This is a genomic window from Aliivibrio salmonicida LFI1238, from assembly GCF_000196495.1.
GTDB lineage: Bacteria > Pseudomonadota > Gammaproteobacteria > Enterobacterales > Vibrionaceae > Aliivibrio > Aliivibrio salmonicida.
The window spans coordinates 328,791-342,756 of record NC_011313.1 but is presented as its reverse complement, the minus strand read 5'-3'; the positions used below and the strand labels follow the sequence as shown (position 1 = coordinate 342,756).

The 13,966-nt window shown below is 39.8% G+C and carries 11 protein-coding genes; all 11 read left to right on the top strand.

The features are described 5' to 3' along the window. Positions 1 to 48: 48 nt before the first annotated feature. The 11 genes from VSAL_RS17695 (at position 49) to VSAL_RS17645 (ending at position 13,949) form a co-directional block, all read left to right on the top strand. Positions 49 to 1,545 (top strand): sigma-54-dependent transcriptional regulator, encoded by a 1,497-nt coding sequence (locus VSAL_RS17695; RefSeq protein WP_044583634.1) that lies wholly within the window; start codon positions 49 to 51, stop codon positions 1,543 to 1,545. A 46-nt stretch (positions 1,546 to 1,591) separates the two neighbouring features. After that, complete coding sequence (locus VSAL_RS17690; RefSeq protein ID WP_012551665.1) at positions 1,592 to 2,581, top strand: glycosyltransferase family 4 protein; 990 nt, start codon at positions 1,592 to 1,594, stop codon at positions 2,579 to 2,581. A 159-nt stretch (positions 2,582 to 2,740) separates the two neighbouring features. Continuing rightward, complete coding sequence (locus VSAL_RS17685; protein WP_012551664.1) at positions 2,741 to 4,021, top strand: glycosyltransferase family 4 protein; 1,281 nt, start codon at positions 2,741 to 2,743, stop codon at positions 4,019 to 4,021. Then, positions 4,014 to 5,177 (top strand): glycosyltransferase family 4 protein, encoded by a 1,164-nt coding sequence (locus VSAL_RS17680; protein ID WP_012551663.1) that lies wholly within the window; start codon positions 4,014 to 4,016, stop codon positions 5,175 to 5,177. The genes VSAL_RS17685 and VSAL_RS17680 overlap by 8 nt, the downstream gene beginning before the upstream one ends. Continuing rightward, positions 5,174 to 6,616 (top strand): lipopolysaccharide biosynthesis protein, encoded by a 1,443-nt coding sequence (locus VSAL_RS17675; protein ID WP_012551662.1) that lies wholly within the window; start codon positions 5,174 to 5,176, stop codon positions 6,614 to 6,616. The genes VSAL_RS17680 and VSAL_RS17675 overlap by 4 nt, the downstream gene beginning before the upstream one ends. After that, positions 6,613 to 8,007 (top strand): O-antigen ligase family protein, encoded by a 1,395-nt coding sequence (locus tag VSAL_RS17670; protein ID WP_012551661.1) that lies wholly within the window; start codon positions 6,613 to 6,615, stop codon positions 8,005 to 8,007. Before VSAL_RS17675 ends, VSAL_RS17670 begins: the two co-directional genes overlap by 4 nt. Positions 8,008 to 8,153: 146 nt before the next feature. Then, positions 8,154 to 8,909: an acyltransferase gene (locus tag VSAL_RS17665; protein ID WP_012551660.1), complete on the top strand. Its 756-nt coding sequence runs from the start codon at positions 8,154 to 8,156 to the stop codon at positions 8,907 to 8,909. Then, a complete protein-coding gene (locus tag VSAL_RS17660) occupies positions 8,899 to 10,056 on the top strand; it encodes a glycosyltransferase family protein (protein WP_012551659.1) in 1,158 nt (385 codons plus the stop codon). Before VSAL_RS17665 ends, VSAL_RS17660 begins: the two co-directional genes overlap by 11 nt. Continuing rightward, positions 10,053 to 11,552: a GumC family protein gene (locus VSAL_RS17655; RefSeq protein WP_012551658.1), complete on the top strand. Its 1,500-nt coding sequence runs from the start codon at positions 10,053 to 10,055 to the stop codon at positions 11,550 to 11,552. The genes VSAL_RS17660 and VSAL_RS17655 overlap by 4 nt, the downstream gene beginning before the upstream one ends. A 127-nt stretch (positions 11,553 to 11,679) precedes the next feature. Next, positions 11,680 to 12,768 carry a glycosyltransferase gene (locus VSAL_RS17650; RefSeq protein ID WP_012551657.1) on the top strand — a complete coding sequence of 363 codons (1,089 nt, stop codon included), beginning with the start codon at positions 11,680 to 11,682 and terminating at the stop codon, positions 12,766 to 12,768. Then, a complete protein-coding gene (locus VSAL_RS17645; protein WP_012551656.1) occupies positions 12,765 to 13,949 on the top strand; it encodes a glycosyltransferase family 2 protein in 1,185 nt (394 codons plus the stop codon). Before VSAL_RS17650 ends, VSAL_RS17645 begins: the two co-directional genes overlap by 4 nt. The last annotated feature ends 17 nt before the right edge of the window (positions 13,950 to 13,966 follow it).

The following is a 13,966-nucleotide window of genomic DNA, read 5'->3' as shown; positions in this document are numbered from 1 at the left end:
AATAAAATCATAAAAATAAAAATTGCTAGGTAAAACAGGATGTTGCTTATGCTACAAAAAGTATTATTAGTCGAAGACTCCACCTCTCTTGCCATCCTTTACAAACAATATGTAAAAGATGAGCCGTACGAGTTCTTCCACGTAACCACTGGAGAGCAAGCCAAGGCTTTCATGGAAAAGAACCCACCACACTTGGTGATTCTTGATTTAAAACTGCCTGATATGTCTGGTCAGGACGTATTGGCTTGGATGAAAGAAAAAAAACTCCCAACCGCCGTCATTGTTGCTACCGCTCACGGAACCATCAATATTGCCGTCAATTTACTTCAAAGTGGGGCCGATGATTTCATTGAAAAGCCCATTCAAGCCAATCGCCTAAAAACATCAATCAGTAACCACCTAAAGCGCAATAAGTTAGAAGGGCTAGTTGAAGACCTACAAAACACCTTTAATCGTAAAAAATACCAAGGGTTTATTGGCTCAAGCTTACCAATGCAAGCGGTATACAAAATTATTGATGCCGTTGCCCCTACCACCGCCAGTGTATTCATTTATGGTGAAAGTGGGACAGGTAAAGAAGTGTGTGCCGAAGCCATTCATTATCAAAGTAAACGTAATAACAAACCTTTTGTTGCCATTAACTGTGGTGCAATCCCTCGAGACTTAATGGAAAGTGAAATATTTGGTCACGTAAAAGGCGCGTTTACTGGTGCAACAACCGATCGAAAAGGCGCGGCCATGATGGCCAATGGCGGCACGCTATTTTTAGATGAGTTGTGTGAAATGGAATTAGAAATGCAGAAAAAATTGCTGCGTTTTCTACAAACGGGTCGATTCACGCCATTAGGTGGCAGTAAAGAACTGAGCACAGATTTACGTATTATTTGTGCGACCAACCGAGATCCTCTAACCGAAGTCAACGAAGGTCGATTCAGAGAAGATTTATATTATCGTGTTCATGTGGTTCCTATCGAAATGCCCCCACTTCGTGATCGCGGAACGGACATTATTGATATCGCGGTTTTCTTCTTAAAAAAATACGCCAAAGAAGACAAAAAGAAATTCATCGCAATGAAGCGAGACGTTGAACTGCGCTTATGTAATTACGCATGGCCAGGCAATGTCCGTCAATTACAAAATATTATCCGTAATGTTGTGGTCTTACATAACAGTACCCATGTTGTTCTTGACCAATTACCACCACCATTGAATCAAGCCACTCAACCAAAAGTAAAACCAGCGACTATTCAAAGTCATATCGTAACAAAAGAAATCAATAACGTGGCTCCAATAGCACCGATGTCAGTAGACCCTCTTCATACCGAAACGTCGGAACCAGATAATTCATCAATGCAAACCAATTCAGTAACGTGGGATCACAGCGCCATTCGTCCAATGGCCGACATTGAACGTGAAGTGATTCAAAATGCCATTGATCATTGTGACGGTAACGTCCTTAATGCCGCCGTTCTTCTCGAACTAAGCCCATCGACCCTATATCGAAAAAAACAAGCATGGGAAGCCGATGAAGAGACAGAGAAGTAATACTACATTCATTCCCCCCCATACCTCACCTTTTGAGGTATGGCTTTTGCTTGATAGCCGTGATTTTGGTGGCATTGAATCCCATGTGTTGCAACTTGCACAAGGGTTAGCCACCGTTAACTGCGTCGTTACTGTCGTTTTTTTATCCCGCTATAAAACGGAACATCCCTTACTAACGGCGCTGACTAACGCCAATATCTCTTATCATTTTCTTGATGGGAAATTCATGTCGTTATTGCATTACACTCAACAACATCCTCCCACCGTCATACACTCTCATGGATATAAAGCCGCCATCTATTCACGGTTATTACGTCTATCTTTGCTGCTATCCCCTCATAACGTACGTTTTATTAATACTTTCCACGCAGGAGAAATTGGCTCAGGAAAACTACGTTGGTATGACCGAATTGATCGATGGAGTGCGGTATTAAGTCATCATAATTTTGCGGTAAGTGAACAGATAAAACAACGCGTACACACCCCAATAACCGTATTAAATAACTTTATATCTACGGATCAATTATCCCTTTCTAACGGAAAAGAAATTGCCTTTGTCGGACGATTAAGCCATGAAAAAGCCCCCGACCGATTCCTTCAATTAGCACAACAACACCCTAAACACGATTTTCACATTTACGGTTCAGGACCAATGGAAAACGGCATCGTTCAACAAGCCCCTATCAATCTCATACTTCATGGACACCAATCCACAATGGAGCACATTTGGAAAGACATTGGATTACTCGTTATTTGTTCACGCTATGAAGGATTACCCATGGCGGCATTAGAAGCCATGGGGCGAGGTATTCCTATCATTTCTACCCCCGTAGGCAACATGATTAAATTGATTACTCAAGATAACAATGGATGGATCGTGGAACCCGATGACCTATCCGCACAACTCCAATATTGGTTTGACTTAGATGATTCAGATAAGGCGACCATTCAAGCATCCGCACAGCAAACCATTCAAACCGACTTTTCTACGCAAGCCATTATCCCTCAGCTATTTGCGATTTACGCCAATACGTAATGCTTCTCAAATTGAATATCGCGATTCTCAATTTGAGAAAAACACAAATAAAATAAAATATAACAATAAAAATCAATGAGATAAAAACACATTCGAGTTGGCACTCCCTTTGCTCTATTCCTTATATCAAGAATTTTCGATAAAAAGGAAGGTGATGAGATGTCAACCAAATCAAAAACAACATTATTGTTTGTGCATTATGGCGATGATTGGATCAGAGGCAGTGAAATCTGCTTGATTAATCTCATCAAAAGCATTAATCATCAAAAATTTGAGTGCATCCTTTGGTGTAACCAACAGCGCCTTGCCGATGAAGTAAACAAGCAAGTCAGCGCCGTTTATGTCACCCCCTTCACTTTATTATTAGGGTGGAAAGCACCTAAATTCTCATTATCTAATTGGTATCAGCTATACCAACAAGGTAAAGAGATTGTGGATACTCATCAGGTTGACTTAATTCACTGTAACAGTGCCGCACCATGTCAGTGGATGAACCCAGTGGCACGCCACACTCATACGCCTTTAATTACTCACTTACACACCCAATACCCACTTCGTGACCGCTTAACCTTAGGCATTCATTTTAGCCCTAGCCTTATTACGGTAAGTAACGCGATAGGTGAAGAATTGCTTCATGATGGATACAACCGAAAAAACCTAACCGTTATCCCTAATAGTATTGATACTACAAAATTAAATGCTCAACGCACGACCCCATTACGTCAACAACTGGGAATAGACAGTAGCGCCTTTGTTTTGGCAACATCAGGATCATTAATTCATAGAAAAGGCGTTGATCTAATTATTGATAGCTTGCATAAATTGGATGCTGTCATGCTTAACATTCATTTGATTGTTATCGGCGAAGGAGAAGAACGAGCACAATTAGAGCAACAAGCAAACCACCTTCAACTCCATAATAACATTCATTTTTTAGGCGAACGAGACAACGTTGTTGGTCTTCTAAAAAGTGGCATGAATGCTTATATTAGTGGCGCAAGAGACGAAGCATTTGGCCTTGCTCTTATTGAAGCCTCTTTAGCCAAGTTACCGGTCATTGCTCCAATGGTTGGAGGCATTCCAGAAGTGATTTCCCATTATGAAACCGGGTTTCTCACTCAACCAAACGACAGTGAATCATTTGCAAAAGCGATCATGGTTTTTATTCAAAACCCACGTTTAACAAAAGAGATGGGAGTCAAAGGAAAAGAAATTGTATATCGAAACTTCACTTTGCCTGAATACGCAAAACAATTTGAAAAACACTACGAACAACAACTAAACACCTCAAATGAAGAGACTTATTCTCGACCATTATGGGCCGCAATTACGCCTATTTTCAGTCGTCTTCGTTATATGTCCACGCTGTTTTTTCATCATCATATTGTCTCTAGCTTCGGTGTAAATGAAACCCTAAGTAAGGAGACTCATCATGAATAAATCCAATCATATTTTGGTTCTCGACCCGATTGCTTATGCGGGAGGCTCAAAAGTCGCCACTCGCGAAATGTTGGACTTACTCGATAGAAAAAGCAATCACATCACCATTCTTACCGCAAACCCGTGCTCTTGGCTATTAAGAAATGTCGAAATAGTGAAAATGTCCCACCCAAACTGGCTTCCTTTATCAGAACAGGGAAAAGGGTATTGGCTAAGACAATTCTATTTTTGTTTTTGGCTAATTTACACTCGAATTTTTTATGGAAAAATACACATTGCTGTAGGTGCTTCAGGGCCGGGGATTGATATGCCAATCTACTTAATGAAATGGCTATTTGGTTACCAAATTACTCAACTTATTCATGGACCTGTTGGGTTGTCACGATCCATTGGATTGTGCCTTTGCCATGCCGAGCATGTCTTCTATTTAAAAAGCGCTTTACCTTCATTAGTTGCGGCTATCAAACAAGTATGGCGAAAAGAATCAGAGCAAATTCAGCAACAAAAGCAAGAAGACTTACTTACCACTCATCACTTTGATTCTTTCGTAAATGGGATTGGTAAAAAAAATCTACCTTCACAATGCCAGTATCACTCACCATGCGTATTTTGGGCTGCTTCAACCTTAAAATGGAAAGGACTCGATTTATTACTTGAAGCGATAATAAGTACCCCAAAAGAACAACGAACACCAACAAAAATATGCTATTTAACACCAGAAAACAATGTATTACCTACCATATCAGCACCACAAGATATAGACGGTATCATCTGGTATCACCAACCATCAAACCTCAATGATCTACGAAAAAGAAGTAATATTTTTGTATCCACAAGTCATCAAGAACCTTTTGGTCTTTCTATTCTAGAAGCTCTAATGGCGGGTATGTGCGTCATTATTCCTTCCGATGGCGCATTTTGGGATCTTGTGTTAACGCATAACGAGAACTGCCTAAAATATCAAGCCAATGATATTCCAGCCCTTCAACATCGAATTGCTCAAGCCAGCACTCAACCGAATCTCTTAAAGAAATTAGGGGCATCAGGGGCTCACCTTACTCAAGGTTATCGTGCAGAACACTGCTATTTGGCGATTACACAAGCAATGGAAAAAAAATCACACCCAATTATCAAGTTAAATGAGGTGGAACAATGAACTTATTTCCTTTATCACCCGCACTAAAAAACATGACACTGTATGGCAGCAGTATTATTTTAATGAAAGGGGTTTCCTTATTCATGCTCCCTTATGTCGCTAATCATATTCCACAATCAGAATTAGGCCGTTTAGAGCTATTGTCAACGTTCGCGATGATATTAAGTGTCATATTAGGCTTATCACTTCACGAAGCGTTATATCGATTTGCAGGCGCAGAACAAGACCCACATCAAAAACGAAAAATAACCGCCGAGATCTTCACCTTAACCATGATTGTTGCTTGTATTTCTTTGCCCATCATTTGGTTAATCAGCCCTTTTATCAGTGAAATTAAGCCAGAATACGCCACAACTATTGAGCTTGAATTATTATTGATGGTATTGGCGTTTGAAGGGGTAGTTGCCGTCGTTCTTGCCTCCCTAAGAATGCGAGACAAAGCGGGTTTATTTTTTATCATCACAACAGGGCGCGCTTTTTTACAAGTGGTATTAACCGTCGCCGTGCTACAACAAGGTTATGGCGTTACCGCCATTTTATTGGTTGGTTTTATCGCTGCGAGTCTTCAAATTATCGCGTTAATTTATCTTCAAGTAAAAGAAAATAAGAAGGTTAACAATACCTCTCACATCTATAATCCAGAAAGGATATCACAGTGTTTACATTACGCTTTACCCCTAACCGCCAGTGGACTCATAGCCTTTGGTTTAAACGGATTTGAACGCTGGGTACTAGTTGATAACACCTCATTAAATGACGTTGCTCTTTATGCGGTGGCTCTAAAATTCTCACTCGCATTGACCTTGTTAATGCAGCCTTTCTGCATGTGGTGGATGCCAAAACGCTTTGATTATTTACAAGCTAAAGGAGAAGACATTACAGCAAAAATGACACAAACCAGTTTGGTATTGTTATGCACTTTAACCATCATCGTCAGCTATTTAGCACCGTTACTTATCGAAGCATTAATGCCAGTCAGCTACCTCCAAGCAAAATCCATCGTGATTGCCTTGATCATCGTTGCGGCAATTAAAGAAATGAATGAACTCATCAACATTGGCGCACTAGCAAAGAAAGAAACAAAAAAATTATTATGGATTAATAGCTTATCGACTGCTTTGGGGATGTTCTTAATCATTATGTTCACCCCTAATTATGGCATGACAGGCGTTCTAGGTTCATTAATCGTCGCACAGAGTATCAGAATGGTCGCTACCTATTTTCTTTCTCAACGCAGTCATTTATTACCTTATTCACTGAAAAAAATGACCCTATTATTTATATTTACGGGAGGTTCTGTACTACTTAGTTTGTCTGGATTATCAAGCATGATGCATCTGTTACTCGGCATTGCATGTACCGTAATCTGCGTATTTATCGCTTCTATACTAAAATTAATTATCTTGCCTGACAGCAAAGAAGATAAAGAGGTTTTATGATAAATAACAACACGCCACTTCAATCAAAACCATTGCAATGGTTTACAGCAATTACCTGCTCAATTTTAGCAGGTATATTGTGGCGTTTGTTTCCTCATCCTGCTTTAATTATCGTATTAGGCATACTGCCACTTGCTGTGCTTTATGTTCTTAATCGTCCATTTTTAATGGTACTGTTTTTTGTTATTTTCTCTTTTTTCCGCATTCATGAAGTTTTTCCTCAGATTTATAATCTAAAAATCCCATTATTACTCTCTCTCAGCTCTTTAGCTGCCTTAATTTGGCAGGTGGGCATTACAAAGCAAATAAAACTGTTTTGGTGTAAAGAATTTACATTACTAACCTGTTTTCTTATTTTGGTTATCATTGGTATCATTTTTTCTGGAAACCGTCCTATCGCTATTGAGTATTTCAAAAATATCTATTGGAAAATAATACTCATGACCTTTGCGATAGCGATACTTGTTCGTAGCCCCAATCAACTGGCTTTTACCTTAAAAGCCATCACCATTGCGGGGGTTCTAGTTGGATTAATTGCGATTCAAAATAAATTGGGCGGTATTGGGCTTGTAGAAGGAACCCGAGTCACTATTGGCCGAGAATTAGGCTCAATGCTTGGTGATCCGAATGACCTTGCCTTAGTGCTCATGTTTCCAACCTCATTTGCCGTTGGTTTATTAGTGACGCATCAATTACCTTGGCATCAACGACTCATTGGGTTTATCGCTATTCCTATTCTCTTTTGGGCTGTAATGGCTACGCAAAGTCGAGGCGGATTATTAGGAATGATCGCTGTATTCGGGATTTATGGATTACAACGTATAAAATCGAAGATACTGTTGCTTTCTATTGCCATTGCCGCAGGCAGTATCTTATTTTTTATTGCTGGTATTTCAGAACGGTCATCAGGTGGAGCGGCTGAAGCAGGTATAGATGCCTCCGCCATGGGACGTTTATACGCATGGGAAGCCGCGTTCAAAATGGCGGTCAGTAATCCATTAACCGGTGTTGGATTAGATAACTTCTACGCCAATTACTTTTATTACAGCCCTCACTGGGATGGTTTAAATCATGCAGTACACAGTACATGGTTTGGTGTATTGGCTGAAACCGGTTTTCTTGGTTTAGCGGTATTCATTAGCTTGGTCATTGTCTTAATCAGAAAAGCAAACCGAACCTTACAGGCCGTAAAATTGGTGCAAGATAATATCGACTCCGCAATTTATACCAGTGCACAAGCGGTATTTGCAGGCTTAATCGGTACTATTGTCTCTGGTACCTTCTTAACTCAAGGCTTTAACTGGCCGATTTACATTTTGGCAGCGTTAGTGGTCTCCGTAAGTAAAACCAGTGAGATCGCCTTAGCCGAATTAAATAAATCAACGTCATAATATTTCACCGTCAAATCGATTCTCAAAATGAGAATTTGATACCTCTTACAAAAAGATAAAAATATCCCATTGATAAACAAAGATAAAATAATTGGCACAATCCGTGAAGTACTCATTGTATGAGTTACTAAAAAAGGAATGTCACTATGAGCACATTATCTGTTTATCGATTCAAACAATGGTTAAAAGAAGGTGAAAGCCCACTTGCATCTCGCTTATTTAGAGTGGCCAAATCCATTCGTTACTTCGAACTGCCTACCCCTCGTCTCATTAACGTTCTTTTTTATGGCGTGCACAAAACCATCACAACTCAATGGCAGGCATTAACTCACCTCATTTTTTATGTGCCGGCGTTTAAAGGACGTTTACATAAACATGGGAAAAGAACTCTATTGTATGGCGGTCTTCCTTTTTTTAGTGGCCCTCTGACGATGACCATTGGTGATGATTGTCGGATTTCAGGACAAACCACGTTTAGCGGCCGCACTGACTCACCAAACCCCACTCTAACGGTAGGGAACAATGTCGATATATGCTGGCAAACCACAATTGCTGTCGGCAATAAAATAGTGATTGCCGATAATGTTCGTATCGCAGGGCAAGGCTTTCTGTGTGGTTACCCAGGCCACCCTATCGACCCAACAGAACGCGCTTTAGGGAAAGCGGATTTAGACAGCCAAGTGGGCGATATTATTTTAGAAAAAGACGTATGGTTGGGATCTCGCGTTAGTATCATTGGCAATGTCACTGTCGGTGAAGGCACCATTGTCGCCTCAGGCAGTGTCGTAACCAAAAGCTTACCGCCCTTTGTATTAGCCGGTGGAAACCCAGCCAAAGTCATCAAGCCGTTAGACATTACAAGCTCAAAAACAATCAAAGAGGACATTCGTTATGAAGCATGATCTGATTGTTTTCGGCGAAGATTGGGGTGGTTTACCTTCTAGCACCCAACATTTAATCAAACAGCTGTCTTATAATCGACAAATAATTTGGGTCAATTCGATTGGCTTACGTCAGCCTAAGTGCTCTATTCATGATATAAAACGTGTCTGGAAAAAGATCACTCAAGCAACAGTAGAAATCAATGGTGATACTGATATCGCTCCTTTTAAAACGGTGAATCTAAAAACGATCCCGGCACCAAAAGGATCTATTGCTCGTTGGATAGCAAAACGCTTAATAACCAAACAATTAAAACCAATCCTTAAAAAAGCGAATTTACATCAACCTATATTATGGACTTCATTACCTACCGTTGCCGATCTCTGCGGGTCATTAAATGAAACACAAGTGGTTTACTATTGTGGTGATGATTTCTCAGCCCTTGCCGGTGTTGATCATGACGTCGTACTTAAACACGAAAATAAATTGGTAAAAAAAGCCGATCTCATTTTAGTCGCAAGCGAGGCTTTATTTGCCAAATTCCCACAAGAAAAAACACAATATCTGCCTCATGGTGTCGATTACACTTTATTCCATCAAACAACACCACGAGCAAATGATCTATTTAATGATGGCAAACCAATCGCTGGTTTTTATGGCAGTTTATCGCACTGGTTAGATTATGATTTACTTAACCAAGTGATTGCAAAAAATCCAGATTGGCATTTTGTTTTCATTGGTCAAAATGAGTTAGGATTTAATCCTTTTGATGACCATAACAATCTGAGTTTATTAGGAACAAAGCCTCATCATCAATTATCTCGTTATAGCCAACACTGGCAAGTAAGTCTATTACCTTTTGTCGATAATGAACAAATTAGAGCCTGTAATCCTTTAAAATTACTTGAGTATTTAGCGACAGGAACGCCGATTATCAGCACCCCTTTTCCTGCGCTAGCCCCTTATAAATCGACAATTCACACTGTAAATTCAGTCAATGAATTCTCTCAGCAACTGCATACCATCAAGCTGCAATGGAAAGAAGAGAATAACAACATCACCTCTCTTGATGCTCGACGTAGAAAAGAGCAGCAAGCTGCATTAATAAAAAATCACACATGGCAAGCAAGAGCGATGCAACTAGATGCATGGTTGGAGGCATTATGATCACATTAAGTCAGCAATTTTTAATTCTTCTTGAGGGAGCATGGCGCCGACGCTACCTTATTGTTATCCCTATTATATTAGTTCCATTAATAGGGTTAACCATTGCGAAATTAGCCCCTAAATATTATGAATCTCATACCAGTATGTTGATTCAAGAAACGGCCAAAATGAACCCATTTCTAGAAGACTTAGCGGTTTCGACCATGTTAAAAGAACGATTAAGCGCCTTACAAACCTTACTTCACAGTCGACATATTTTAGGGTTAGTGGCACAAGAAAGAGGTTACGTACATGAGTCGATGTCACCTCAAGCCATGGATAATGCGGTGGCTCAGTTATCTAATAGCTTATCGGTCACCATGGCAGGTAAGGATTTGATTCGTATAGACTACAGTTCAAATAAACAAGAAGGCATGAAAGAGACACTTGAAGCCGTCAGTCGTCATTTCACCGAGCAATTACTTGCGCCAGAACGTTCATCAATGAAAGATTCAAGCCAATTTTTATCTGAAAATATCGATTTTCGCCGTCAAGAATTGGATATTTCAGAATCAAAACTCGCTGAATTTAAAAGCCGTGAGGACACCACTTTACCGGAAATGCAAATCACGAGTCTAGATAGATTAACCAAACTAAAACAACGCCTTTACGAGCGACAAGCCGAATTAGCAGGGGCAAAGAAACGCTTAGGCTCGATTGATTTACAACTATCAAAAACCAACCCTGTCATTGGTAAATTAGAAGAACAAATCATCCGTATTCGTGGGGAGCTAACCCTGCTTCAAGCGAAATACACCTCTCAACACAGTAAAGTACAAGGTAAATTAAGAAACCTTAATCGATTAGAAGAAGAGCGAACTCGTTTACTGTCTCAAACCCAACCAGGATTGAGTAGCGAACAATTATGGGATATCGCGAGCAGTAGCAGTGTTGATGATTTATCTAAAGCCCCTCCTATTTTGTTATCACAGCTAGAAGAACTGCAACAAGCCACCAGTAAAGTGGATGCATTAACCGAAGAGACCAACGTGTTAGATAGCATGATAAAAGAGCTTGAAAAACAAGCCTCTAATTTTGGCAGGAATGAACAAGAACTATATCAATTACAACGTGATTTGGCCTTAAAACGTCAATTGTATACAGATTTAGTCGAACGATTTGAGATGGCAAAATTAACCAGCTCACTGGGTATCTTTGAACAAGACAAACGAGTGAAAATTATTGATAGGCCTTACACTCCTAATAGCCCTTCTAATTTGCCCACGGTTCTGTTTATCATTGCTGGTATCTTTGGCGGTGTGGGAATAGGCAGTGGTTTGGCCGTTATTGCGGAACTGTGCGACACCACGATACGAAGAAAAGATGAATTAATGGCGTTACATTCAGCGCCTTTACTCAGCCGTATTCCGCCCCAATCAAGTACGTTATTTTCTCCCTTATCAGATAAAAAAACGACATCAGATCCTTATTGTTCTTCATCTCCATTTTCTAGTTAATCGTACTTTCAAATTCATTCTCATTTTGAGAAAAACAAAACATGGAATTATAACCACCTGAATAATAAGAATTTAATAACTGGCACAAACTCTGCAATATCTAGGTTAGACACAAAAGGAGTGCGCTATGAAAACTATCATTCATGTTGTTCAACATCTTTCCCCTGGCGGCCTAGAAACTATGGTGCTAGATATGTTGGCTTTTACCAATCCCGAGCATAAAATCGTATTAGTCAGTTTAGAAGGCACACTCACAGAGTCTATTCAACGTTGGCCACGACTGTCACACTATCAAGAACAGCTTATTTTTCTTGATAAACCCAGTGGTTTTCAAACAAGTACCATTAAGAAATTGATTTCAATATTCAAAGAGCATCAAGCAAATATCGTGCATTCACACCATATCGGCCCACTCTTATACGCTGGCTGTGCCGTAAAATGGTATGGCAAAGCCGAACATATTCATACTGAACATGATGCATGGCACCTTAATAATAAAAAGCATCGTTATTTACAACGTCTTGCTCTTTCTATTTCAGAACCAAAACTCGTTGCTGATGCACATTTTGTGAAAAAAACATTGTCCCTAATTTTTAATAAGTACCCTATTTACACCATTAAAAATGGCATCGATACGTCGAAGTTTCAATCAGGTCATCGACAAAATGCGCATCAAACCTTGCGTCTAAACTTACCAGAAGAAAGCATTATTATTGGTAATGCCGCACGGCTTGAAATGGTAAAAGGCCAAGACAAACTGATCGAAGCGTTTCGCTTTCTTGATTCAAAATATCATTTGTTATTGGCAGGGTCGGGGTCAGAAAAAGAATACCTGCAACGACTTGTTGCCGAATATCATCTTGAGAAACGAGTGCACTTTCTTGGGCATATCGACCATATGCCGACGTTTTATCAAGCACTTGATGTATTTTGCTTGCCATCAAACAACGAAGGCTTTCCACTTTCAACCTTAGAGGCTCAATCATGCGGTGTTCCTTGTATTGCCAATGATGTCGGTGGTGTGAGTGAAACCTTGTGCCCAACGTACAGTTTATTAGTCGCCAATAATGATGCCATTACCTTAGCGCAAGGAATACAGGCGCTCGCTTATCAAAAAGAAACCGGCTCTCCTCGTGATTTCATACTAAAAAACAATCATGCAGGCAGTATGGCAACAGCGTATGAAAACCTTTACTTTCAAGGAGTAACGATATGAATAATTTCATTATTGCAGTAACCTCTGTCAGTATTTTCATGGTCATTTACCACCATGCTTTGTATCCAATTATTTTAACTTTGTTTGCTAAATATCATCCTCAAAAAGCAACAAAAACAAACCATCGTCATTTTGTATCATCAAAAAAAGATCGATATTTACCAAGTATTACGATTATCTTGCCTGCTTATAATGAAGAATTATGGATAGCAGATAAGATTCGCAATTTGACGTGCTTAGATTACCCGTCAAATAAACTCACTATCATCATTGCTTGTGATGGGTGTACCGACGATACCGTAAATATTGCCTACAACACCTTACAAGAAGCCATTTGCTCCGACATTCACATTGAAGTCTTTGCCTTTAAAGAAAACAGAGGAAAGGTAATGCTACTTAATGATGTTATTCCACAATGCAAAAGCGATCTTGTGGCGTTGAGTGATGTTTCTGCGCTTATCTCATACGATGCACTGCTTATTGCCGCCGCCCACTTTGAAGATCATACCGTAGGGGTCGTTAATCCAACATACAAACTATTAGACCCAAGCTCAGAAGGTGAGAAAAAGTATTGGGAATATCAAACCAGCATCAAGCAAAAAGAAGCCACCTTTGGAGCAAGTTTAGGATCTCATGGTGCTTTTTATCTATTTAGAACCGACTTATTCACCCCATTAAGTGAAGATACGATCAACGATGATTTTATTTTACCGATGAAGATTGTAGAAAAAGGGTACAAAGCCATCTACGAACCAAAAATCTATGCTTTGGAACTTGAGCACGCGTTGCAAGAAGAGGATTTTTCTCGCCGCTTACGAATTTCAGCAGGTAATCTTCAACAGTTATTACGCTTATTCCCTCTCTTTAATCCTAAATACAAAGGCATTGCCTTTACTTTTATATCAGGAAAAGGGTTACGAATCACCATGCCATACTTCATGATAATGGCCTATATTGGCTCGGTATTTCTTATTCACAACCCCATTTTTATGGCTGCGTTTATTGCGCAGACACTGGGCTATAGTTTGGGTATCGTTAGCCTGTCTTTCCCTTCTTTATTCTCTCATAAATATTGCCAAACAGTGGCTTACCTTGTCGCTGGACACGCCGCCAATTTAATTGGTGGGCTGACTTATGTATTCAATAAACAACGTGGCCCTTGGTCTCGTGTGCATAAATAAATGAACGGGATATCAAG

Excerpts from the sequence above, each read along its gene's own strand:
- VSAL_RS17695 (WP_044583634.1), top strand. The coding sequence starts at position 49 with ATGCTACAAAAAGTATTATTAGTCGAAGACTCCACCTCTCTTGCCATC.
- VSAL_RS17685 (WP_012551664.1), top strand. The coding sequence starts at position 2,741 with ATGTCAACCAAATCAAAAACAACATTATTGTTTGTGCATTATGGCGAT.
- VSAL_RS17680 (WP_012551663.1), top strand. The coding sequence starts at position 4,014 with ATGAATAAATCCAATCATATTTTGGTTCTCGACCCGATTGCTTATGCG.
- VSAL_RS17675 (WP_012551662.1), top strand. The coding sequence starts at position 5,174 with ATGAACTTATTTCCTTTATCACCCGCACTAAAAAACATGACACTGTAT.
- VSAL_RS17670 (WP_012551661.1), top strand. The coding sequence starts at position 6,613 with ATGATAAATAACAACACGCCACTTCAATCAAAACCATTGCAATGGTTT.
- VSAL_RS17665 (WP_012551660.1), top strand. The coding sequence starts at position 8,154 with ATGAGCACATTATCTGTTTATCGATTCAAACAATGGTTAAAAGAAGGT.
- VSAL_RS17660 (WP_012551659.1), top strand. The coding sequence starts at position 8,899 with ATGAAGCATGATCTGATTGTTTTCGGCGAAGATTGGGGTGGTTTACCT.
- VSAL_RS17655 (WP_012551658.1), top strand. The coding sequence starts at position 10,053 with ATGATCACATTAAGTCAGCAATTTTTAATTCTTCTTGAGGGAGCATGG.
- VSAL_RS17650 (WP_012551657.1), top strand. The coding sequence starts at position 11,680 with ATGAAAACTATCATTCATGTTGTTCAACATCTTTCCCCTGGCGGCCTA.
- VSAL_RS17645 (WP_012551656.1), top strand. The coding sequence starts at position 12,765 with ATGAATAATTTCATTATTGCAGTAACCTCTGTCAGTATTTTCATGGTC.